A 19,549-nucleotide genomic window follows, 5' to 3' on the forward strand; every position below is an offset into this window, starting at 1 on the left:
GCAAGAAGAGTGTTCCGAGGCGCCGGAGTCGGCGCCCCGCCGGCTCGGCCGACGGACGCGCCTTCCCTGGGAGAAACGACGTCCATGCCCACCTTCACCCCGAAACGCCTGGTGATCGGTGCCCTGATCACCGCCGTCGTCGCCGCCGGCATAGCCGTGCCGACCATCGCCTCGGCCACGACCGCCGCCCCCGGCGCGACCACCGCTGCGAGCGCCGCAGCCACCGCGACGGCGGCGCCCACGGCGACTCCCACCGCGACCACTCCCGTCACCACGGGCACGCTGAAGCTGCTCACGACGAACCCGGTCGCGGGGCAGCCCGTCACCTTCGGCTATTCGACCGACAAGCCGCTCGACCTCGACTGGGTGGGCCTCTACAACACTCCGGCGAACGGGCCGACCGATCAGAAGTACCACGCCGGCTCGACGGCCTACACGTACACGAAGGACGCCGCCACGGGCGATGACGCCTCCGGGACGATCACGGTGTCGGGATCAGGGCTCACCACCGGTCACGACATCACCGCGTACTTCCTCTACGACGACGGCTACACCTGGCTCGCGCAGCCGGTGACCTTCCAGGTCGCCGCGGCACCGGTGCCGACCGACACCGGGACACTGTCTCTCGACACGAAGAACCCGATCGCCGGGCAGCCCCTCACGTTCAGCTACTCGACGACGACGCCGCTCGCGCTCAACTGGGTCGGCCTCTACAACAACCCGGCTGACGGGCCCACGGGCCAGAAGTACAACAACCCGTCGACGGCGTACACGTACACCGGCGACAACACCTCGGGCACCCTGACCGTCAGCGGCGCGGGCCTCACGTCGGGCCACGACATCACGGCGTACTTCCTCTACAACGACGGCTACACCTGGCTCGCGAAGCCCGTGACCTTCCAGGTCTCCGACCCGCCGCCGTACGACCCGACGCCGACCACGGCGCACTTCGTGACCGACGACGTCACCGAGGCTTCCACTCCCCCGGTCACCGCGCTCGACACCAGCGTGAAGGGCCTGTGGTTCGGGCCGGGCGGCGCCGCTCCGACCGACGCCGTCACCTTCGCGAAGACCGCGGGCAGCTCGTGGCTGAAGGTCAGCGCAGCAGGCGTCATCACCGGCACCACCCCCACCGACCCCAAGAAGGCCGTGGGAGGCGAGGGCACGGTCACGATCATCGCAACCGACGTGAAGGGCATCACGGGCACCATCACGATCGAGTTCCCACTCAGCGCGAAGAACGCCCAGCCCGCGCTCAAGACGGCCACCCTGAACATGTGGGACGGCGGGTCTCACGTCGCAGACTCAAGCGAGAAGCTCGTCGACACGATCCTGACCAACCGTCTCGACGTCGTCGGGCTGCAGAGCACCCTCGGCACGCAGGCGACCGCGGTCGCGAAGCTGCTCGGCTGGGGCCATGTCGAGAGCGCCGGCGGCCAGGCGATCATCAGCCGCTACCCGCTGGCTCCCGCCAACGGCGCCGTGCCGACCGGAGTCCCCGCGGTCAGTGCTGTCGCGAACATCGACGGCAGCCGCGTGCAGCTCTGGAGCGCCCAGCTCGACTCAGACTCGTTCGGCCCGGCTGCAGCCTGTGCTGCGCTCGCCTCGACCAGCGGCACCGGGACAGGGGCGCAGGATGCGGCGGCGATCGTCGCGACCGAGAAGGCGACCCTGCGCTACCGCCAGGCGCAGACCCTGGCCAAGGCGATCGCGAAGACGGAGTCGAAGTCGGTGCCCTCGATCCTGCTGGCCGACCTCGAGTCGCCCGCCGCGACCGACTGGACCGCCACGACGGCCGCGAGCCACTGCGGGATCCGCTCGGTGAATTGGCCCGTGCCACTGGCCTTCACCGGCTCGGGCAAGAACCAGCCCGGCCTCACCGACTCGTACCGCGCCGAGTATCCGAACGCCGCCAAAGACTCCGGCCAGACGACGTCGATCTTCCCGCCCGTCACCGGCACCTCGAGCACGACCGTCAATGCCGCCAAGGTCGACGCGGCCACGGCAGCCGGCACGAGCGCGACGGCGACCAGCACGACCGACGGCCCCGAACGCCTCGACTTCGTCGACTACGCCGGCAAGCTCACGGTCACCGAGTCGCACACCCTCGTCGATGGGTTCCCCGTGGGGCCGACCGACCCGACAGCCAACGCGTGGATCTCGGATCGCGCTGCCGTCGTCACCACCTTCACCGTCAAGTAGCGGCGCGCGCGCCTTCTCGCCGCGCCGCCCGCTTCCGATCCGATACCTCAGCAGGAGAGAACCATGAGCAAGTCCAAGCCCGAAGACCACGCCCCGAAGGTCGACCTCGTCGCAGCGCCGCCGCTCGACCCCGGCCACGAGTACTACCAGGGCGACATCAAGCCCGGCGTCAGCCGTCGCACGCTCCTGATGGGCGGCGCCGCAGCGATCATGGCCGGCGTCGCAGCCGGGCAGACGATCGCCGGCGGCGGCGGAAGCGCCTTCGGCCCCGGTGCCGCCGATGCGGCCACCATCACGGCAGCCGCCAAGAAGAAGGGCCAGACCGGCACGATCAAGGACGTCAAGCACGTCGTGATCCTGATGCAGGAGAACCGGTCGTTCGACCACTACTACGGCACCCTCCCCGGCGTGCGGGGCTTCAGCGACAAGCAGATGCTCGAGTACCCGGGCGGCGGCGACATCTTCCATCAGCCCGACCTCAGCCGCACCGACGGCGGGCACATGCTGCCCTGGCCGCTCGACTCGGCCGACTACAACGCGCAGAACGCCGGTGGCCTCGACCACTCGTGGGGCGGCGGCCACACCGCGTGGAACAAGGGCACCTGGAACAACTGGGTCGCGGCCAAGTCGGAGCAGACGATGGGCTACTTCACGAAAGACGACATCCCCTTCCACCACACCCTCGCCTCGTCGTTCACCATCGCCGACCACTACCACTGCTCGCTCATCGGCCCGACGACCCCCAACCGCCTGTACCAGTGGACCGGCATGATCGACCCTGCCGGCACCGCCGGTGGCCCGGCGACCGACAACCCGGCCGACTACAACCCCGTCTACAGCTGGTCGACCTACCCCGAGCGCCTGCAGGCGGCGGGCGTCACCTGGAAGACCTACGCCAACGACGAGGTGGGCGACGACGGCAGTCACCCCTACGTCGGCGACTACGGCGACAACCCGCTGTGGCTCTTCCAGCAGTACCACGACGCGCTGGCCTCCACCGACCCCGCCGTCAAGGCCCTCGCGATCAACGGCGGCCTCAACACCGGCTGGCTGCCCGACTCCGGCAAGGGGCTCGACGTGACCTATCTGCTGAGCGAGTTCGGCAAAGACGCGGCCGCGAACACGCTGCCCGAGGTCTCGTACGTCGTCGCCCCATACGGATGGTGCGAGCACCCGGCCGCCAGCCCCGACTACGGCGCGCACTACACGAACGCCGTCATCCAGGCGCTGATGAGCAACCCCGACACCTGGGCGAGCACGGTGCTGCTGATCAACTACGACGAGAACGACGGCTACTTCGACCACATGGTGCCGCCGCTCGCCGAACCCGGCACCGCTGCCGAGTACGTCGACGGCCTGCCCATCGGCTACGGCACCCGCGTGCCCCTGACTGTCGTCTCGCCGTGGAGCCGCGGCGGCTGGGTCGACTCGCAGGTCTTCGACCACACCTCGGTGATCCGGTTCCTCGAGACCTGGACGGGAGTCACCGAGTCGAACATCTCGGCCTGGCGCCGCACCATTTCGGGCGACCTGACGTCGTGCTTCGACTTCACGAAGCCCGACTTCTCGATCCCCACCGCCGCCGAGGTGCCCCCGATGAGTGCGACCCAGGCCCTCGTGGCCGCGGCCGACGCCGACGCGTCCAAGCCGACGATCCGCGAACCAGCTCTCGGCACCCAGAAGATGCCGGTGCAGGATGCCGGGACGGCCCAGCACCGCCCCCTCCCCTACCGCCAGTCGGCCGATGTGGCGGTCAACCGCAGCACCGGCGCCGTCACCCTCACCATGCGCAACGCCGGCACGCAGGGTGTCTCGCACCAGGTGTTCCCGAACGCCTGGCTCGCCTTCGCGTCGACGCCGCACACCATCGCGGCCGGCGCCTCGGCGACGTACACCTGGAACGCGGCGGCGCTCGACGGCAAGTACGACTTCAGCGTCTACGGCCCCGACCGCTTCCTCCGTCGGTTCGCCGGCACCGTCGTCTCCGGCACACACACCGACGTCCCGCTGCCCGGGGCGACCGCGACGCTCGTCACCGGCCGCAAGCCCTCCCTGCGCCTGGCGCTGGCGAACGGCGGCACCCCGCAGGTGACGTACACGCTGACCGCCAACGACTTCATCACGAAGACGCAGACCGTCACGGTGCGCGGCGGTCGCGCCACCGACGTCGACTGGCCCGTCGACGAGTGGGGCTACTACGACGTGATCGTCACCGCGAACACCGGCACCGGCTTCCGCTACCGCTTCGCCGGGCGCGTGGAGTAGCCGCCCGGCCGTCGCTCGCGCAGTGTTCGATGGAGGCATGAGCGACGACGACGACCTGCGCCGGGTGGCGGCCGCGCTGAACGCGGGGCCGCCGGCCGGGTTCGTCGCGGCGCGGAAGGCTGCCGCCGGGGCCGCCCCCGCGCTCGGTGCACGGATCGCCCGGCTGCAGAAACCGGCGGCGGCCGCTGCCGCGATCGATGCGCTCGTGGCGTCGGATCCTGCACCCGTCGACGCCCTGGCGGAGGTGGGAGAGCGACTCCGCACCGCCGAGGAGGAGGGCGACGCCTCGGCTCTGCGGTCGCTGGCGAGCGACCGACGTCAGGCGGTCGCGGCCGCGACACGGGCGACGATCGAGCTGTCGACGGGCGCAGGATCCAGTGTGTCCGGCTCGACGAGAGACGCCATCGACGCCTGCTTCCAGGCTGCCGTCCTCTCGCCCGAGGCCTTCGCGGCGGTGCGAAGCGGCCTCCTCGTCAAGCCTCTGACGCCGGGCTCCGACCCCGCCGAGGCCACCGCTCTGCCCATCGACCCCGCTGCCGTCCCGAGCCCGACGGTCGCGGGGCGCGGCGCCGCTCGGCGTAGCCTCGGAGCCGGCGAGGGCGCCGGCGCCGGCGCCCGAGCCGCCGAGCGGAAGAAGGCCCGGGCCGCGGCCGAACGCGCCGAACGCGAGGCCGCCGACGCGGCAGCGGCCCTCTCCGACGCCGAATCGGAGCTCACCTCCGCGCATTCGGCCCGCAACGAGGCCCGGGCCCACCGCGACGCCCTCCGCCGCGAGCTCGCCGCCCTCGACGATCAGGCGTCCACCCTCGACACGGCCCTCGCCGAGGCGCAGTCCTCTCGCCGCACAGCCGCCACCGCCGAGCGCGCCGCCCGCACCCGCGCCGCCGCCCTCCGTCGCAAGGCCCCCTGAGCGCCCCGCCCCGGCCCTCCTCCGGCCCGGCAACCGACACCCGGCCCCAGCTCCCGGCTCCTGGCTCCTGGCTCCTGGCACCTGGCACCTGGCTCCTGGCTCCTGGCTGGGCGACGGTATCGGGTGACAGACGATCCGGTCCGCGCACTCCTGGCAGCCGAGACGTGACCGTGCGCCTACCGTCCGAGCGGTCGGCCCCGCACCGCGGCCGGCCGCACACGAATCGAGGAGCCGCACATGTCCGACGCACGCACACCCACCCTGACCGGCAAGGTCGCCCTCGTCACGGGAGCCTCGTCGGGCATCGGCCAGGCCACCGCCCGCGCCCTCGCCACCGCCGGCGCGAGCCTCGCCATCGGCGCCCGCCGCACCGACCGCCTCGACGACCTCAAGTCCGAGCTCGAGGCGGAAGGCACCAGGGTCGTGACGCTCCATCTCGACGTCACCGACGAGCAGGCCTGCGCCGACGCCGTGGCGAAGACCGAGAAGGAGCTCGGCCCCGTCGACATCCTGGTCAACGCCGCCGGCCTCATGCTGCTCGGGCCGATCCGTGACGCCGACACCGACGACTGGCGTCGAAGCCTCGACACGAATGTGCTCGGCACCATGTACATGATCCACAAGACCATCGGCTCGATGGTCGACCGCGGCACGGGCGACGTCATCAACCTGTCGAGCGTGGCCGGCCGCGTCGCCCACACCGGCGGCGGCATCTATCACGCGTCGAAGTGGGCCGTGAACGGCTTCAGCGAGGCCCTCCGCCAGGAGGTCACCAGCAGCGGCGTGCGCGTCACGCTCATCGAGCCCGGGGCCGTCGCGACGGAGCTCAACGACCAGATCACGAACCCCGACGCGAAGAAGTCGTCCGAGGAGTCGTACGGCTCCATGCGCACGCTCCAGGCCGAGGACATCGGGCGCGCCATCGTCTACGCCGTGACCCAGCCCGCCTACGTCGCCCTGAACGAGATCCTGATGCGCCCCACCGACCAGACGAACCCCTGAACTCCCACGACCGGCACACGATCCAGCCCGCGGACTGGATCGTGTGCCGGTCGTCGGAGCGGAGACCGCTAGACCGTGCCGAGCTCGACATGCTCCTCGGCCGCCTCCTCCAGAGCGGCCGACTGCTCGTCAGCCAGGGCGCGCTCGGCCGACACGTCGAGGCGCCGCGTGAACAGCCAGTAGAGAATCGCCGCGACCGGCAGCCCGATGAACAGCGAGATGTCGACCCCTCCCATGGCGCGGGCGGCGAAGCCGACGTAGAACGCCGTGTCGAAGAACGGCGTCATGCACACGAACCCGATCAGGTAGGCAGCTATGCCCGCCCAGCCCCAGCGGTGGTAGATGCCGCGCGGCTTGAAGATCTCGGCGATCGCGTAGTGCCCGCGCCGCACGATGAAGTAGTCGGTGAGGTTGACGGCCGTCCACGGGATGAAGAAGTACAGCACGAGCACCAGGAAGCTCGAGAAGTTCGACGCGAAGTTGCCCGAGGCGAAGAGCGCCAGGACACCCGAGATGAGCGCGGTGATCGCGACGGTCACCACTCGCACCAGAAGAGTCGGGTTGACCTTCTTGAAGCTGTCGATCGACGAGATCAGCGTCAGCGAGCCGCCGTACATGTTGAGCACGATCACCGCGACGAGACCGAACGCGATCACGAGCAGCGCGATGGTGCCGAAGCCGGGGAAGAGGTCGTCCGCGACCTGCTGGATGGCCGACACCGGGTCTCCGGCGTTGAAGCCCTTGACCGCCGACGCGAGGTACGCGCCGAGGAAGATCAGCCACGCGCCGCCGATCGCCGACCCCCAGAACGTCCAGCGGAAGGTCTGGCTCGTCGGCGTCGTCGCGGGCAGGTACCGCGAGTAGTCGGACACGTAGATCGCCCACGAGATCTGATAGCCGGCGACGACGCTGAGCTGAGCGAAGAACGCGAGCGGCGAGAAGTGCCCGAGGTCGAAGGATCCTGCCGGCACGTGCAGGTGCGTCAGCCCCGAGATCGTGAGGAGTGCCAGCACCGCGACGGTGAGGTAGCTGAGGTACCGCTCCATCCGGTGGATCAGGTCGTAGCCGACGATCGCGATGATCGCGCCGACCACGGTGACGATCCAGAACCAGAGCGGGTTGAGCGCCGTCGGCGCGTGCACCGCCGTGCCGACGGCCTCGCCCGCGAGCACGGTGTTGAAGATGTTGAACCCGGCGTACTGCAGGAAGGCGAACAGCCACACGAGCAGGGCGCCGATGTAGCCGAACTGCGGGCGCGACTGGATCATCTGCGGCAGCCCGAGCTTCGGGCCCTGCGACGAGTGCGCCGCCATGAAGATGGTGCCGATGATCAGCCCGATCGCGATCGCGATGAACGACCAGATCAGGTTGCCCCCGTCGACGAAGCTGACGACACCGATCGCGAGCGTCGTGATCTGCGCGTTGCACATGAACCAGAGGGGGCCGATATGCCACACCTTGCCGTGCCGCTCGCTGCGCGGCACGTAGTCGATCGACCGCACTTCGATGCTGCGGGTCGGGGTGGTCAGGGTGTCGTCGGCCATCGGTGTCCTCCTGGTGTCGGTGTCGTCCAGTTCGGGGATGAAGAAAGTAGCTGAGAGTACCGTCAAGAAATGGTCGCCGTCGAGCCCGTCAGCGCGACTGCGCCGGCCCTGAGCCGCACCCCCGTCATCGCCCAGCGCTGGAGCGACCTGGCCTTCCTGCACTGGCGAGTCGACGCATCCGAGGTCGCCCCCTTCCTCCCCCGCGGCGTGGAGCCCGACGTCTTCGACGGCTCGAGCTGGGTCGGGCTGATCCCGTTCGAGCTCTCGCGGGCCTCGTTCGGGCCGTTCCCGCCTGTTCCTTACTTCGGCCGATTCGCCGAGACGAACGTGCGCCTCTACGGCGTCGGGCCCGACGGCCGACGCAGCGTCGTCTTCCGCACCCTGGAGGCCGCCAAGCTCGTCCCCGTGCTGACGGCCCGCCTGGGTCTCGGCCTGCCCTACACGTGGGCCGACATGAGCATCGTCCGCGGCGGCGGCACGATCACGTACGACACGCGGCGCCGCTGGCCGGCCGCCACGACAGCCGGCGCGCCCCTCCACCCGCGCTCGCACGTGCGCATCCGGCCGCTCCCCGACACGGTGACGCAGGATCCGCTCGCCGACTTCCTCACCGCCCGCTGGGGCATGCACGTGGGCCGCTTCGGCCGCACGCGATTCTGGCCCAACGAGCACCAGAGCTGGGCGCTCACCGCCGCCGACCTCCTCGAGCTCGACGACGAGCTGCTCGTGGCGACCGGATTCCCGGGCCTCGCCGACCGCGCTCCCGACTCCGTGCTCTACGGTCGCGGCGTCGCGACGAGGTTCGCCCTGCCGTCCTGATAGCCGAGGCACCACCGGTCAGACACCTCCGCTGCCTCCTGCGCACGTTTACTGTCTGATCCGTGGTGCCTCGGTGAATCCTTCCCGGGTCGCCTCCGCCCCTCAGGGGAGGATGACGGTGAGGGCGACTGTCAAGCGAGCGAGGTACTCCGGGCGCGCGTCGACCTGATACTTCAGGCCGATCGACGTGCTGATGAGCGTCTGAGCGACGTCGGCGGGAGCCGCGACCTCCGCCCGGAGAGCTTCCGTGACGAGCTGCTCGAAGCGCTGCGGCGCAGTCTCGGTGACGGGGCCGAGCAGGCTCGGGTTGTCGTCGATGACCGCCTGGATGTCGCGGCCACCCGGGCCCACGTAGCGGCCGGCCCAGTGGTCGAAGGCGTTGAGGAGGCGATCCTGCAGCGACTTGTCGGGATCGGCCAGGGCAGCCTCGACCGCCGCGAGATCGCGCTCGAGAGCGCGCGCCACTGCCGCACGGAAGAGCGCCTCCTTCGAGTCAAAGAGGAAGTACAGGCCCGGCCTGGAGATGCGCGCGGCGCGCGCGACCTCGTCCATCGAGGTCTTGCGGTAGCCGAAGCGGGCGAACGTCTCGAGGGCGGAATCCGAGACGATGCCGCGGCGGTCGACTTCGGTCTGCAAATCGCTCATGGCGTTACCCTACGCCAGCCGGACCGCACTTTACAATTATTGTTTACTGCGTATAGTCGCCTCAATGACCACCGACCTCATCACCACCCGTTTCACCGCCGAGAGCACGACCGACGACGTGCTGGCAGGCGTCGACCTCACCGGCGTGCGAGCGGTCGTGACCGGGGCGTCGTCGGGTCTCGGCCTCGAGACCGCGCGGGCGCTCACGGCGGCGGGCGCCGAGGTGACACTCGCCGTGCGCAACACCACGGCCGGCACCGCAGCCACCGAGACGATCGCGGGCTCGACCGGGCGCACGACGCCCCGAGTCGGGCAGCTCGACCTCGCGGACCGCGCCTCCGTCGTGCGGTTCACCGACGACTGGGACGGCCCCCTGCACCTGCTGATCAACAACGCCGGCCTGGTCACGGGTGGACTCGAGCGCACCCCGACGGTTGGGAGCTGCAGTTCGCCACGAACCACCTCGGCCACTTCGCCCTCGCGGTCGGGCTCCACGACGCCCTCGCCGCCGGCGCCGACGAACGCGACGGGAGCCGCATCGTCTCGCTCAGCTCGACCGCGCACATGCGCGCGAACGTCGACTTCGAGGACCTCCACTTCGAGCGTCGCCCCTACGACCCGCAGGTCGCCTACGCCCAGGCGAAGACCGCGAACTCGCTCTTCTCGGTCGAGGCGACGAGGCGATGGCAGGATCACGGGATCGTCACCAACACGGTCAACCCCGGAGGCGTCGCCACGGGCCTCCAGCGCAACTTCACGACGGCGCAGAAGGAGTCGCTCGATGCCGCCGAGGCCGCCGGCGTCTTCACCTACAAGTCGATCGAGCAGGGCGCGGCGACCACTCTCGTGGCCGCGGTCGCTCCTGAGTTCGCGCACACGGGCGGCCACTACCTCGACGACGGCCGCGAGGCCTACCCCGTGCCCGACGACGCGTCGCTCGCCGACCACCCCCACGGTGTGAAGCGGTGGGCGCTCGAGCGTGCAGGCGCCCTGCGTCTGTGGGAGGTGTCGACCGCCCTCCTCACCGCCTGACGTCAGCCGACGGGAGTGGGAGTACGGCGTGATCAAGCATCGCGTGCTTGTACCTCGTCGATTCCGACGCGTCGATCGCGCGAAGCAACTCGTCGACGGCGGCGACTGACAGCTAGTACCTGGCCGAATTTGAAATGTAGGTATTGTCAATGCCAGACTTCTGGCAGTCGACGTAACGGTGCGCCGACGAGTATGTGACCGGCTCGGGAAGGGTCCAGAAACTCAAGGACTACGGATGCCAGCTCGTCAGTAACTACGACCCGTTCTCGAACATCTCAATCTCCAAGCAGAGCGGAATTTTCTCGGGCGGACAGGCGACCTACAAGTGCTACGTCGTCGTCAAGCGGGGCGTCCCCACTCCCTGGGGCAGATCAACACGACCACACGCGGCGCCTACCAGTACAGGAGAGTCGCTGGCCCTGGCGTCCAGGCTCATGGCTGGATGTGACCTCCACGTGCCAGAGGAGAAGAAATGAACCCCTTGATCCCCACACCGGGCGACATCGCGCTGATCGCGGCGTTCCTCGTGCCGATCGGAGCCGCGGTCTGGGCTCTCGCGCTCTGGCTGTCGGTTCGTGGCAAGCGCCGACGGCTCGCCAGCGAGAACCAGGCGTGCACCCCGGAACACAAGACCGAGTAGGCGCCAAGCGCAGCAGTCCACGAAGGGCCCCGCGGCAGCCGCGGGGCCCCTCGTTGTGCTGGGGCGGGGCGTCAGGCGCTGACAGAGACGGTAACCTTCTCGAGGTAGTCGACGCCGGTGGCGACATCGGTCATGTCGACGAGTCAGGACCAGAGGATCAGGCGACGTGCCAGACGAGCGCGCCCTGCATGCTCGAGGGGTAGGCGGCGGCGATCCGAGCCACGGCCTCGCGCAGCGTGTCGGGCTCGCACGCGAGGTTGAGCCGGGCGAACCCGCGGCCCTGCTGCCCGAACCCGAGGCCGGAGTTCAGGGCGACGTAGGCGTGCTCGCGCAGCGGCACGGCGGGGTCGTCGCCGAGCCCGAGCCCGCGGAAGTCCAGCCAGGCGAGGTAGCCGGCCTTGGGGCGGTGGTAGACGACACCCGGCAGCTGGTCGGAGATCAGGGCGGCGAGCAGGCGGTCGTTCGCCACCACGCGAGCAATCGCATCCTCGAGCCACTCGATCTCGTGGCTGAAGGCCTGGATGTTGGCGTGGAGGCCCAGGATGCTGGTACGACAGGCGATCTCGTCGTTGAACGTGTCGAGGAGGGCGGCCGATCGGGCATCTCCGGCGACGACGACGGAGCACTTCACGCCGGCGAGGTTCCAGCCCTTGCTGGCGCTCGTCACGACGACCGAGCGCGCACCGCGCAGCTCGGCGACGGCAGCGAACGGGGTGAAGGTCAGGCCCGGGTGAGTCAGCGGGCCGTGGATCTCATCGCTGACGACGAGCACGTCGTAGCGGGCGGCCAGGTCGGCGAGCGCCTCGAGCGTGCGCCGGTCGTGGACGAGGCCGACCGGGTTGTGCGGGTTGCAGAGCAGGAAGACGGTGACACCGTCGCGGAAGGCGGCCTCGAGCCCGTCGAGGTCGAGTGCGTACTCGCCCCATTTCTCGAGCAGCGGCACCTCGACCACCTGACATCGGGCCTCGTCGACGAGCACGAAGAACGGCGGGTAGACCGGCGGCGCGATGGCGACTCGGCCGCCCTCGGGCAGCGCGACTCGCAGAGTCTCGACGATGCCGACGCTGACGTCGGTGGCGATGTGCACACGGGCCGGGTCGAGATCCCAGCCCCAACGGTCGTTCACGAAAGCGGCGAAGGCCGGGGCGAGCGGGCCGGGGCCGTCGAGATAGCCGAGGTCGGACGAGCGCACCCGGTTGATCAGCGCCTCGGAGATTCCGGGCGCGATGCCGAAGTCCATCTCCGCGACGAACAGAGGCAGCACGTCGGGCGCATAGCGCGTCCACTTGATGCTGGTGCGCGCCGTGCGGATGTAACCGACCGGGTCGGGCTCGGTGGGGTCCTCGTCGTCGATGTCGCTCGCCATGCCGACCATCGTCCTCTCACGGCGTCAGGATCGCGAGCCCGGCTGTCATCCTGCGTCTCACGCCGGTCGCGGCGTGGCTACCGTGCGCGCCTCAGCCGCGGGCAATCCGGTGTTCACCCCCTGGCGATGAACTCCTCGATCACCCCGGGCAGCTGCTGCGAGGTCGTCAGTACCGAGTGCGGCTTCGACCCCTCGGCCGGCGCGATGACCTCGCAGTGCTCGAGCCGGCGCAGGATGCGATTCGCCTCGGGCACGCTCAGGTGAAGCCGCCGCACGAGCAGCGTCGTCGACGCGAAACGGGTCGAGACGACGAGCCGGGCGGCCTGGATGATCAGCTCGAGATCGGTCGCCTCGCCGCTCATCACCGAGTCGACCAGCTGAGCGGCCGTGCGCGCAGGATCACCGGTCGTAGCCGTGCCATCGCCGTGGCGCGCGTCGGCGCGGCGACGACGACGCTCTCCGAGTCCGAACCTGATCTCCATGGCCCGAGCGTAGCGATGCCGGCTCGCCGATTCGCCCCCGCTTTCGGGTATCCCCCAGAAGGCGGACCCGGCGGCGCACCCCGGTCAGGCGGCGCCGCGCCGGTCGCAACCGATTGCATCCTTCGGCCCACGGCGCGGGTGCAGACTGTCGGTATGTCAGAGCAGACGGGCCGCACCACGGCGCCCACTCCTTCCATCGATCCGGGAGCACTGGGCCTCGGTGCCTTCGCTCTCACCACCTTCGTGCTCAGCCTGGCCAACGCGGGGGTTATCCCTTCGGCGGCCTCCGTGCTGGGCCTCGCGCTCTTCTACGGCGGTGTCGCGCAGTTCGCGGCCGGCATCTGGGAGTTCGCGAACAAGAACACGTTCGGCGCGACCGCGTTCTGCTCGTTCGGCGCCTTCTGGCTGGCGTTCTGGTATCTCCAGACGACGCCCACCGGCACCGCCGCGGGCGCAAAGGGCGTCGGGGTGTTCCTCTTGGCCTGGGGCATCTTCACCCTCTACATGACGATCGCGGCCTTCCGCACGACGCTCGTGATCTTCGCCGTCTTCGTCTTCCTGACGCTGACGTTCTTCGCCCTCGCAATCGGCACCCTGACCGCATCGACCGGGCTCTCGCACCTGGGCGGCTGGCTCGGCCTCGTGACCGCGGTCTTAGCCTGGTATGGGTCGTTCGCCGTCGTGTTCAACTCGACGGCCCGGCGAGCGGTCATCCCCGTCTTCCCGCGTAACTGACCCGGCGCGTCGCTAGCCTTACGGGGTGAGCGATCAGGATGCCACCGTCCCACCCGTCCGTCTCCCCGCCGTCGAGTGGGGGTCGCCCGACGCCGCGCGGGCAGTTCTGCTCCTCCACGGGCTGACCTCGGCGGCCGGCACCTGGTGGCGGGTGGCCGACGCCCTCGCGGCGAACGGCGTCCGCGTCGTCGCAGCCGACCTGCGCGGCCACGGCGTCGCCCCGAGAGCACTGCGGTATCCCTCGCGGGGTTCGCCGCCGACGCGAGGCTCGTGCGGCCGGCACCCGGCGCGGCGTGGGACGTCGTCGTCGGGCACTCTCTCGGCGGGGCGACCGTCGCAGGAGCCCTCGGAACCGACGCCCGATGGGCTCGCTCGGCCGTTCTCGTCGATCCTGCGCTGCGTCTGGCCTCGCCGCACACCGACGAGCTCATCGCGGGGATGAGCGCCGAGGCCGAGACCCCCGACGCTCAGCGCATCGCCGCCGGCAACCCCGACTGGCACCCCGAAGACGTGCACCAGAAGGTGCTCGCCGCCCGGCAGATCAGTCGCGACACGGTGCGGCGCGTCTTCGTCGACAACGACCCCTGGGACGTCACGGCAGGCGTCACCGGCTCGGCCGTGCCGGTGTCGCTGCTGGGGGCCGACGCCTCGGCGCCCGACCTCGCGCTCCCGCCGGCCCTGGGCCGAGAGCTCGCCGCGGCCAACCCCCTCGTCTCGTACGACGAGATCGCGGGCGCGCATCACTCGATCCACCGGACGCACCCGGGAGCCGTCGTGGAGGCCGTGCTCGCGCGGCTCGCCTAGCGCTGCGTGTTTCCGTCGCGTGGCACGGGCTCGTGACTCGGGCGGACGCGCCCGCCGTTGCCGCGTCGCCCCCGGCCGGAGGAAGCCTCGACCGGGGCGCCACGGCGAACGTCGGCGCCGACACGGGCGTCAGCCGGCCGCCACCTCGAGCCGGCTAGCGGGCGGGGATGAGTTGGTAGGCCTCGGCCCACCTCAGCTCGAAGCCGATCGGGTCGAGGAGGCCGGCCCGCACCTCGTGCTCGAGGGAGCCGAGCCGCTGCAGAGTCGCACCGAGCAACGACGCGTCACCCTCGCGACGCTGTCGGCCGCCGATCTCGATGGTCGAGACGGCGATCCGGCGGCTCGCATGCCGAAGGCGCCGCGTGCGCGAGACCAGGATCACGGTGGCCAGCGCGTATGCCACGACCCCGGCGACGCACTCGGGCCCCAGCGATCGAACCGAGACGAGCACCATCATGAGCACACCCCAGGCGACACTGACGATCGGCCAGGCGTGCCAGACGCGCAGGAGCCGACGCTCGCTCGCGTTCGTGCCCGGCGCGTAGACCGTCAGGCGGATGCGCCGCAGAGCCCCCGGCCCGGACACCCCGTAGTCGACCCGGCCCCACAGGTGCTGGCCGTCGGCGATCCCTGCGCTGTGCGACGAGGGCGGACGACCGTTCATGGAGCGACGCTAAGCCACGAAAGTGACGCCGGAATGGCGTAAAGCTGACAAGTTGCCGAGCGAATAGCATGGAGGCATGAGCCCCACGCCGATCACCCTCGCCCCGGCCGGCACCGCCACCCCGTCTCCCGCCTCGCACGGTCGAGGCTGCCCGCTCGCGTCGAACTGCTCGTGCATCTTCCAGCGGATCCAGCCGGCCACCCGAGTCGCCGCCACCGTGACGGACGCCTCCCCCGGCCAGGCGCTCCAGGCCGAGTCGGCGACCTGGCAGGAGTGGGGCTGGAACGTCGTCCACGAGACCACCGACGAGGTCGTGCTCGAGCGTCAGAAACTCGTGTCGTTCTGCCTCAACTTCGTGCTCACCCTGCTGACCGGCTTTCTCTGGCTGATCTACTGGGTGCCCCGTGCCCGCCACCCCCGCATCGACTCCGTCACGCTGACGCTGACGCGCGACGGCTCGGTCGCATCGACGTCTCGCCTCCACTAGCCGCCGCCCGGATGCCTGGGGTCGACGATCACGTGATCCTGACGGGGTCGCGCCTCTCGATCGCGCAGATCGCAGCGATCGCGAGGGGCACCGCCCGAGTGGAAGTGCCGTCTGCCATTCGCGAAGCGGTCGGGCGCGGCTTGATCGACGAGGTCTCGGCCGCCGCGCGCCCGAGAAGCCGGCCCTCGGCCGTCGAGGTGGTCCGCGGACCACCTCGACGGCCGAGCGACCCCTTCTAGCGCGCGCCGCCCCCGGCGAGGTTCTCGCGCAGCGTCGAGCCCTCGTACTCGGCGGGGTAGACGCCGCGCTCGGTGAGCAGCGGCACCACGTGGTCGGCGAAGTCGGTGAGGCCGCTCGGCAGCGACGGCGCCATCAGGATGAACCCGTCGGCAGCGCCCTGTGTGAACCGCTCGGTGACGTGGTCGGCGATCTTCTCCGGCGTGCCGATGAGGAAGCCGCGGCCGGCGAGTGTCTGGTAGACCTCGCGCAGGGTGAGGCTGCGACCGTCGACGAGCTTCTCGATCTGGGCGTAGGCCGACTGCGACTGCTGCACGCTCGAGTGATCGGCGAAGTCGAACGAGAAGATCTCGTCGGGATCGTGATCGCTCAGATCGGTCTCGAGCCGGTGCGACAGCAGATCCAGGGCCACGCGATCGGGCGTGAGCTCGAGGATCAGGTCGGCGCGATCCTGCGCCTCCTTCTCGGTCGACCCGATCACCGGAGCGAGCATCGGCATGACGGCGAGGTCGTCCGCGGCGCGGCCCGCGGCGACGACCCGGCCCTTGTAGTCGCCGTAGAGCTGCTGCCCGGCCTCGATCGACCCCGAGCCGAGCGTGAAGACCGCGTCGGCCGTGGCCGCGGCGAGGTTCTTGCCGTCTTCGGAGGCGCCGGCCTGGAAGAGCGCTGGTTGCCGCTGCGGCGGGCGTGAGATGTTGAGCGGGCCGCGTACGGTGAAGAACTCGCCCCTGTGGTCGATGGGCTTGATGAGAGCGGCGTCGGAGTAGCGCCCGGTGGTCTTGTCGGCGAGCACCGACCCCTCGCCCCAGCTGCCGAGCAGCTCGTCGACGACCTGCACGAACTCGGCTCCGCGCTGATAGCGCACCGCGTGGTCGAGGTTCGACTCGCGGCCGAAGTTCCAGGCCTCCTCGTCGGAGGCGCTCGTGACGAGGTTCCAGCCGGCACGACCGTTCGAGAGGAAGTCGAGCGTCGCGAGTCGCCGTGCCACGTGGTACGGCTCGTTGTAGGTCGTCGAAACGGTGGCCACGAGGCCCACGTGCGACGTCGCCTGCGAGAGCGCGCCGAGTAGCGTGAACGGTTCGAGCCGCTCGTTGACGGTCGACTCGAGGCCCGAGACGAAGCGGTCCCAGACGTAGAGCTCGTCGGCGAGGAAGATCGCGGCGAACCGGCCACGCTCGGCCGCCTGCGCGAGGTCGCGGTAGTAGCCGACGTCGAGGAAGCGCTCGGGGCTCGCATCCGGCAGCCGCCAGCTCGTGACGTGCTCACCGCCCGGACAGAAGAGCCCGAGGGCGAGGACGAGGTGCTTGCGGCTCATGGAGTGGCTCCTGCGGGTGTCGAATCGTGGTGCGGGGCGGGCGCGTGCCAGCCGAGCGCGGGTGCGACCTCGCTGGTGAACTGCTCGAGCGCGTCGGTGCGGTGTTCGTACGACCGGTAGAACAGCTCGGTCTGGACCATCAGCTGGGTTGCGTAGGGGAAACCAGGTTGGGCGTCGATCGATTCCGCGATCTGGTCAGAGGTTCCGTAGTGCAGGTTGAGGGCCGTGGCCTTCTCGGCCAGCGTCGACGCCTCGCCGAGGAAGTCTCTGCCCCAGGCGTACTTCTCTTCGATGCCGAGAGCCGCTTCGCGCAGGGCGGTCTCGCGGTCGACGCCGGGGTAGACGAGCGTGGCCAGGCCGACACGAGGGGCGACGGCAGGACGCGAGGCGTCAGGATCCTGCGCCCGTCGCGCCTCGAGCCCGCGGTAGTACGCCCGCGCCGTGACCTCGGCCGGCACGGTCTGCGTCGTCCCCAGCAGCACCCCGTGCCCTCGAATGCCCGCGTCGTACCCGGACTGCTCGGACAGCGTCGCCTCCCAGACCCGGGAGGTGAGCCCGGGCGTCGGCGGGTTGAGCCGCGAGCCGAGGTCGTCGAGCGGCGCCCCGTCGATGGCCTTCAGCAGCTCGTCGAACTGGGCCAGGTAGGTGCTGCGGCGCTCGGCCGGGTCGGCGTAGGAGGGGCGGCCGAACAGCTCGGGCAGGCCCGGCTGGTAGCCGCCGTTCGCGACGCCGAGCTCGAGGCGGCCGCCACTCAGGGCGTCGAGCACGGCGGCGTCTTCGGCGACGCGCAGCGGCGTCTCGAGGGGCAGCGTCACGATCCCGGTGCCGAGGCGGAGCCGCGAGGTGCGGGCGGCGAGCCAGGCGAGGAAGACGAACGGCGACGGCAGGCCGCCGCGGGCACCGCGCGCCAGGTGGAACTGCCGCACCCAGACGCCTTCGACGCCGAGCTGCTCGGCCCGCTCGAACTCGGCCAGCGCGCCTGAGTAGTTCGCGGCCTGGTCGCCCGATTCGTCGAGGATCGCGTAGACGGCGAGGCTCAGCGGTTCGTCGTTCAGCCGGGCGCTCATGCCACCGCCTCCTCTCGGGCGGCGCGACCGACGCCGAGGTGGCCTCGCAGGGTCGTCTCGGTGTATTCGGTGCGGTGCAGGCCGCGCTGCTGCAAGAGAGGCACGACATGGTCGACGAACAGCTCGAGCGAATCGGGCAGCGTCGTCGGCTGCAGAGTGAAGCCGTCGCTCGCACCGGTCGTCACCCACTCCTCGACGACGTCGGCGAGCTGCTCGGGCGTGCCGGTGAACTCGAGGCCACCGGGCAGACCGGTGAGCTCTTCGGCGAGCTGTCGGAAGGTCTTACCGGTCTCGCGGGTGCGGCGCACGAGATCCTGCGCCCGGCTCGTGGGGTCGGCGCTGACCGCCTCGTCGCGGAGGGGCTGATCGGGGTCGATCTTGGTCTGGTCGAAGCCGGCGTTGTGCGCGAGGTTGCGCCAGCGGAATTCAGGATCGACGGCGTCTTCGAGGGCGGCGCGGGTCGCCTTCGCCTCGGTCTCCGTGGATCCGAGCACGAAAGCCACGCCCGGCAGCACGAGCACTTCCGACGCGTCACGCCCGTGCCGAGCGGCTGCGGCGTGCACCGTCGCGCGGAAGGCGCGAGCGGCCTCGGGCGAGCCCTGGGCAGTGAACACGAGGTCGGCCACCGACCCGGCGAGCTCGATGCCGGGGCCGGACGAGCCCGCCTGCGCGAATGCCGGGCGCCCCTGCGGCGACCGCGGCAGGGTGAGGGCGCCTGCCACGTCGAAGAAGCGGCCGTGGAAGTCGACGGGCCGGATCTTCTCCTGCGCGGCCCACACGCCGGCCTTCTGATCGAGGACGAGGGCGTCGGCGTCCCAGCTCTCCCAGAGGCGCGAGACCACGTCGACGAACTCGGCGGCGCGCGCGTAGCGGTCGTCGTGGTCGGGGTGCTGGGTGAGCCCGAAGTTGCGCGCGGCCCCGGAGTAGCCGGTGGTGACGATGTTCCAGCCGGCACGGCCTCCTGAGAGGTGGTCGACCGTCGAGAGACGCCTCGCGAGATCGTAGGGCGCACTGTAGGTCGTCGACGCCGTCGCGACGAGGCCGATGTGCGACGTCACGGGGGCGATCGCCGCGAGCAGCTCGAGCGGGTCGAAACCGAGCTGCGGGAAGTAGCGGGCGCGGAAGGGCTCGAGGCCGGGGCTGTCGGCGAAGAACGCCGCGTCGAGCAGCCCGCGCTCGGCGGTCTGTGCTGCCCGCGTGAGCGTCTCGAGGCCGGCCTTCGGGGTGAGTTGGGCCGGGTCGGCGAGCTTCCAGGCCGACTCGTGATAGCCGATGCCGGCGAGGAAGGCGGTGAGGTGGGCTTGCGGCTTGCTGGTCATGAGGGTCCTATCGG

Annotated in this window: 19 protein-coding genes and 1 pseudogene; 12 read left to right on the top strand and 8 right to left on the bottom strand. The window is 70.5% G+C overall.

The features are described 5' to 3' along the window. Window positions 1-84 precede the first annotated feature (84 nt). The 4 genes from AX769_RS16055 to AX769_RS16070 all read left to right on the top strand — a co-directional run bounded on the left by AX769_RS16055 (window position 85) and on the right by AX769_RS16070 (window position 6,379). Window positions 85-2,202, top strand: coding sequence for a hypothetical protein (locus tag AX769_RS16055; RefSeq protein ID WP_066281350.1), 2,118 nt, complete (start codon window positions 85-87; stop codon window positions 2,200-2,202). A gap of 63 nt (window positions 2,203-2,265) precedes the next feature. After that, window positions 2,266-4,467, top strand: a complete 2,202-nt coding sequence (locus AX769_RS16060; protein WP_066281352.1) for a phosphocholine-specific phospholipase C — start codon at window positions 2,266-2,268, stop codon at window positions 4,465-4,467. A 37-nt stretch (window positions 4,468-4,504) separates the two neighbouring features. Further along, window positions 4,505-5,377: a hypothetical protein gene (locus AX769_RS16065; RefSeq protein ID WP_066281355.1), complete on the top strand. Its 873-nt coding sequence runs from the start codon at window positions 4,505-4,507 to the stop codon at window positions 5,375-5,377. Between the two features lie 237 nt (window positions 5,378-5,614). Further along, window positions 5,615-6,379 carry an SDR family NAD(P)-dependent oxidoreductase gene (locus AX769_RS16070; RefSeq protein WP_066281357.1) on the top strand — a complete coding sequence of 255 codons (765 nt, stop codon included), beginning with the start codon at window positions 5,615-5,617 and terminating at the stop codon, window positions 6,377-6,379. Window positions 6,380-6,447: 68 nt separating this feature from the next. Here the strand turns inward: AX769_RS16070 and AX769_RS16075 are convergent, their stop codons facing one another. Beyond that, complete coding sequence (locus AX769_RS16075) at window positions 6,448-7,923, bottom strand: cytosine permease (protein WP_066281360.1); 1,476 nt, start codon at window positions 7,921-7,923, stop codon at window positions 6,448-6,450. 69 nt (window positions 7,924-7,992) lie between these two features. Between AX769_RS16075 and AX769_RS16080 the strand changes: the two genes are divergently transcribed. Next, window positions 7,993-8,742, top strand: a complete 750-nt coding sequence (locus tag AX769_RS16080) for a YqjF family protein (RefSeq protein WP_066281363.1) — start codon at window positions 7,993-7,995, stop codon at window positions 8,740-8,742. A gap of 102 nt (window positions 8,743-8,844) precedes the next feature. Here AX769_RS16080 and AX769_RS16085 read toward each other — a convergent pair whose 3' ends face one another. Continuing rightward, window positions 8,845-9,387, bottom strand: coding sequence for a TetR/AcrR family transcriptional regulator (locus tag AX769_RS16085; RefSeq protein WP_066281366.1), 543 nt, complete (start codon window positions 9,385-9,387; stop codon window positions 8,845-8,847). A 64-nt stretch (window positions 9,388-9,451) separates the two neighbouring features. Between AX769_RS16085 and AX769_RS25375 the strand changes: the two are divergent. The 4 genes and pseudogenes from AX769_RS25375 to AX769_RS24140 all read left to right on the top strand — a co-directional run. Next, window positions 9,452-9,739, top strand: a pseudogene (locus AX769_RS25375) (SDR family NAD(P)-dependent oxidoreductase); the annotation flags it as partial. A 212-nt stretch (window positions 9,740-9,951) separates the two neighbouring features. After that, on the top strand, window positions 9,952-10,419 hold the full coding sequence (locus tag AX769_RS25380; RefSeq protein WP_239452085.1) for a hypothetical protein: 468 nt from the start codon (window positions 9,952-9,954) through the stop codon (window positions 10,417-10,419). Between the two features lie 194 nt (window positions 10,420-10,613). Continuing rightward, window positions 10,614-10,895 (top strand): hypothetical protein, encoded by a 282-nt coding sequence (locus AX769_RS24135; RefSeq protein WP_157887673.1) that lies wholly within the window; start codon window positions 10,614-10,616, stop codon window positions 10,893-10,895. Beyond that, window positions 10,892-11,059 carry a hypothetical protein gene (locus AX769_RS24140; RefSeq protein WP_157887674.1) on the top strand — a complete coding sequence of 56 codons (168 nt, stop codon included), beginning with the start codon at window positions 10,892-10,894 and terminating at the stop codon, window positions 11,057-11,059. The genes AX769_RS24135 and AX769_RS24140 overlap by 4 nt, the downstream gene beginning before the upstream one ends. A gap of 157 nt (window positions 11,060-11,216) precedes the next feature. Here the strand turns inward: AX769_RS24140 and AX769_RS16095 are convergent, their stop codons facing one another. Together AX769_RS16095 and AX769_RS16100 are read right to left on the bottom strand one after the other, a co-directional pair. Next, window positions 11,217-12,425, bottom strand: a complete 1,209-nt coding sequence (locus AX769_RS16095; RefSeq protein ID WP_239451823.1) for a MalY/PatB family protein — start codon at window positions 12,423-12,425, stop codon at window positions 11,217-11,219. 113 nt (window positions 12,426-12,538) lie between these two features. Further along, window positions 12,539-12,907, bottom strand: a complete 369-nt coding sequence (locus AX769_RS16100) for a DNA translocase FtsK (protein ID WP_066281374.1) — start codon at window positions 12,905-12,907, stop codon at window positions 12,539-12,541. A gap of 153 nt (window positions 12,908-13,060) precedes the next feature. Between AX769_RS16100 and AX769_RS16105 the strand changes: the two genes are divergently transcribed. Then, window positions 13,061-13,642 carry an acetate uptake transporter family protein gene (locus tag AX769_RS16105; protein ID WP_066281376.1) on the top strand — a complete coding sequence of 194 codons (582 nt, stop codon included), beginning with the start codon at window positions 13,061-13,063 and terminating at the stop codon, window positions 13,640-13,642. A 270-nt stretch (window positions 13,643-13,912) separates the two neighbouring features. Beyond that, window positions 13,913-14,446 carry an alpha/beta fold hydrolase gene (locus AX769_RS16110; RefSeq protein WP_066281381.1) on the top strand — a complete coding sequence of 178 codons (534 nt, stop codon included), beginning with the start codon at window positions 13,913-13,915 and terminating at the stop codon, window positions 14,444-14,446. Between the two features lie 154 nt (window positions 14,447-14,600). Here AX769_RS16110 and AX769_RS16115 read toward each other — a convergent pair whose 3' ends face one another. Then, complete coding sequence (locus AX769_RS16115; protein ID WP_066281383.1) at window positions 14,601-15,110, bottom strand: DUF6611 family protein; 510 nt, start codon at window positions 15,108-15,110, stop codon at window positions 14,601-14,603. Between the two features lie 76 nt (window positions 15,111-15,186). Between AX769_RS16115 and AX769_RS16120 the strand changes: the two genes are divergently transcribed. After that, a complete protein-coding gene (locus AX769_RS16120) occupies window positions 15,187-15,597 on the top strand; it encodes a hypothetical protein (protein ID WP_066281385.1) in 411 nt (136 codons plus the stop codon). Between the two features lie 235 nt (window positions 15,598-15,832). Here AX769_RS16120 and AX769_RS16130 read toward each other — a convergent pair whose 3' ends face one another. The 3 genes from AX769_RS16130 to AX769_RS16140 are packed head-to-tail and all read right to left on the bottom strand — an operon-like array spanning window position 15,833 to window position 19,535. After that, on the bottom strand, window positions 15,833-17,149 hold the full coding sequence (locus AX769_RS16130) for an LLM class flavin-dependent oxidoreductase (RefSeq protein ID WP_066281389.1): 1,317 nt from the start codon (window positions 17,147-17,149) through the stop codon (window positions 15,833-15,835). Further along, window positions 17,146-18,216, bottom strand: coding sequence for an LLM class flavin-dependent oxidoreductase (locus tag AX769_RS16135; protein WP_066281392.1), 1,071 nt, complete (start codon window positions 18,214-18,216; stop codon window positions 17,146-17,148). Before AX769_RS16135 ends, AX769_RS16130 begins: the two co-directional genes overlap by 4 nt. Continuing rightward, entirely contained in the window at window positions 18,213-19,535 is a 1,323-nt protein-coding gene (locus AX769_RS16140) for an NtaA/DmoA family FMN-dependent monooxygenase (RefSeq protein ID WP_066281395.1), read from the bottom strand. Before AX769_RS16140 ends, AX769_RS16135 begins: the two co-directional genes overlap by 4 nt. Window positions 19,536-19,549: the final 14 nt, after the last annotated feature.

It is taken from the genome of Frondihabitans sp. PAMC 28766, assembly GCF_001577365.1.
Taxonomy (GTDB): Bacteria; Actinomycetota; Actinomycetes; order Actinomycetales; family Microbacteriaceae; genus Frondihabitans.

What these genes read in the sequence shown, in the direction of transcription:
- AX769_RS16055 (WP_066281350.1), top strand. Translation starts at nt 85, where the DNA reads ATGCCCACCTTCACCCCGAAACGCCTGGTGATCGGTGCCCTGATCACC.
- AX769_RS16060 (WP_066281352.1), top strand. Translation starts at nt 2,266, where the DNA reads ATGAGCAAGTCCAAGCCCGAAGACCACGCCCCGAAGGTCGACCTCGTC.
- AX769_RS16065 (WP_066281355.1), top strand. Translation starts at nt 4,505, where the DNA reads ATGAGCGACGACGACGACCTGCGCCGGGTGGCGGCCGCGCTGAACGCG.
- AX769_RS16070 (WP_066281357.1), top strand. Translation starts at nt 5,615, where the DNA reads ATGTCCGACGCACGCACACCCACCCTGACCGGCAAGGTCGCCCTCGTC.
- AX769_RS16075 (WP_066281360.1), bottom strand. Translation starts at nt 7,923, where the DNA reads ATGGCCGACGACACCCTGACCACCCCGACCCGCAGCATCGAAGTGCGG.
- AX769_RS16080 (WP_066281363.1), top strand. Translation starts at nt 7,993, where the DNA reads ATGGTCGCCGTCGAGCCCGTCAGCGCGACTGCGCCGGCCCTGAGCCGC.
- AX769_RS16085 (WP_066281366.1), bottom strand. Translation starts at nt 9,387, where the DNA reads ATGAGCGATTTGCAGACCGAAGTCGACCGCCGCGGCATCGTCTCGGAT.
- AX769_RS25380 (WP_239452085.1), top strand. Translation starts at nt 9,952, where the DNA reads ATGCGCGCGAACGTCGACTTCGAGGACCTCCACTTCGAGCGTCGCCCC.
- AX769_RS24140 (WP_157887674.1), top strand. Translation starts at nt 10,892, where the DNA reads ATGAACCCCTTGATCCCCACACCGGGCGACATCGCGCTGATCGCGGCG.
- AX769_RS16095 (WP_239451823.1), bottom strand. Translation starts at nt 12,425, where the DNA reads ATGGCGAGCGACATCGACGACGAGGACCCCACCGAGCCCGACCCGGTC.
- AX769_RS16100 (WP_066281374.1), bottom strand. Translation starts at nt 12,907, where the DNA reads ATGGAGATCAGGTTCGGACTCGGAGAGCGTCGTCGTCGCCGCGCCGAC.
- AX769_RS16105 (WP_066281376.1), top strand. Translation starts at nt 13,061, where the DNA reads ATGTCAGAGCAGACGGGCCGCACCACGGCGCCCACTCCTTCCATCGAT.
- AX769_RS16115 (WP_066281383.1), bottom strand. Translation starts at nt 15,110, where the DNA reads ATGAACGGTCGTCCGCCCTCGTCGCACAGCGCAGGGATCGCCGACGGC.
- AX769_RS16120 (WP_066281385.1), top strand. Translation starts at nt 15,187, where the DNA reads ATGAGCCCCACGCCGATCACCCTCGCCCCGGCCGGCACCGCCACCCCG.
- AX769_RS16130 (WP_066281389.1), bottom strand. Translation starts at nt 17,149, where the DNA reads ATGAGCCGCAAGCACCTCGTCCTCGCCCTCGGGCTCTTCTGTCCGGGC.
- AX769_RS16135 (WP_066281392.1), bottom strand. Translation starts at nt 18,216, where the DNA reads ATGAGCGCCCGGCTGAACGACGAACCGCTGAGCCTCGCCGTCTACGCG.
- AX769_RS16140 (WP_066281395.1), bottom strand. Translation starts at nt 19,535, where the DNA reads ATGACCAGCAAGCCGCAAGCCCACCTCACCGCCTTCCTCGCCGGCATC.